This window comes from Arthrobacter sp. JCM 19049 (genome assembly GCF_001310435.1).
In genome coordinates this window covers 1-1,477 of the sequence record NZ_BAXF01000521.1, presented here as the reverse complement: position 1 = coordinate 1,477, position 1,477 = coordinate 1, and the positions used below count along the sequence as shown (strand labels likewise).

General features: G+C 68.4%; 1 protein-coding gene and 1 pseudogene. One reads left to right on the top strand and one right to left on the bottom strand.

What is annotated here, in order from left to right:
- Positions 1-304: pseudogene (locus JCM19049_RS21110) on the bottom strand (hypothetical protein); the annotation flags it as partial.
- Between the two features lie 126 nt (positions 305-430).
- On the opposite strand from JCM19049_RS21110, the gene JCM19049_RS21105 reads away from it, so the two are divergent.
- On the top strand, positions 431-1,165 hold the full coding sequence (locus tag JCM19049_RS21105) for a hypothetical protein (protein WP_279403257.1): 735 nt from the start codon (positions 431-433) through the stop codon (positions 1,163-1,165).
- Positions 1,166-1,477: the final 312 nt, after the last annotated feature.

Below are 1,477 nucleotides of genomic sequence, written 5' to 3'. Positions count from 1 at the left end.
CCTGCGGTGAGTGGGGGGTGGGCGCCGGGGCGTCCGCCGCTGCGTTCGACTGACGCTCAGCTACTGGTGCGGACGCCGGCTGGGGCCGGCGGTCACCTTTTGGGGAACCACCACCGGTGGGACCCGAGCCTCCCTCGGTGAGGACCACCTCGACCTGTTGCCGCATGACCTGGCTGACCGTATTGGTCAGCAGCCCCATCATGTCCGGCCGGTTGCGCAAGTTCACCAGCGGCCCGGAGTTTGAGAAGGCCAGCGTCAGGGTGCGACCGTCGAAACCTCCGATGTTCGCATAGTTCGCAACCATCGAGTGCAGAACCCGCGAGTGGGATTGCAGCTGCTCCAGGATCGTGGGCCAGGCCTGCTGGAACGCCTGGACTGCACCGCCGGACCCGCCTGAGGCGGCAGCCGCTCGAGACTGCTGCTGTGGCTGTTGGCGCTGCGGGGAAGGCTGACCATGTGGTGCCTGCTGCTGCGGCCGCTGCTGCTCCTGCTGCATCTGGCGCTGCTGTTCGGCGCGCTGTGTCTGCTCGCGCTGGGCTTGTTCGCGTTGGGCCTGTTCTCGGCGTGCGTTTTCTTCGGCCTGGCGCTGCGCTTCGGCGCGTTGGGCTTGTTCGCGTTGGGCCTGTTCTCGGCGTGCGTTTTCTTCGGCTTGACGCTGCGCTTCGGCGCGTTGGGCTTGTTCGCGTTCGGCCTGCTCGCGCTGGGCTTGTTCGCGGCGCGCGTTTTCCTCAGCCTGGCGCTGCACTTCGGCGCGCTGCTGGTCCGCGTGCTGATCCTGCTCGTCGGCCCCTCGGTGCTGTTCGAACTGGGTTGGATGGGCAGGGGAATCCTGTGCGGGTTGTGGCGAGGCGGGCTGCTGCTGAGCGGTTTGCTGTGGTGCGGCTTGGCCCTGCGGCTGGGACTGTTCGCGCTGCGCCGCCGCGCGCTTGGCGAATTCGGCCATGGCCGCGTTCTGCTTCACGTCGTCGATAGGCACGCCGGTGCCAAAGGAGAGGTCTTCGCCGCTGGCCGGATCCGGAACCAAGCTGAACGGGGAGACGCCTTCCGGACGCTGGGCCGGGACACTCGGGGAAGGATCCACCGGGGTGGTTACCGGATTGCTCGGCGCATCACTGATCGGACCCCAGGTGCCGCCCCAGTCGGCGTCGGCCCCGGTGTTGAGTGAGCCGCCCGGATCCAAGGGTCCGTCTTCGGCATCCGGGATCTGCTGCGCGCTCGGCTCCTGCGGCTGCGGGTGATCGGAAGCCGGAATCTGTGAGTGAGCGGTCTGAGCGTCGGCTGGAACCTGTTCGGGCTGCTGAGCGGCGGGGGTTCCAGGCTCCTGAGATTGCGGGGAGCAGTCTCGGCGGGGGCTGTTCCCTGCTTGCGGGCGCGGGCAGCCGCCAGTGCCTCACGTACTGCGGCGGCGCCTGGCGGGTGCTTTCCGGAGATGCCATGGGAGCGCTGGACATCGGTGCATCGCTGGAGCCATCCTGCG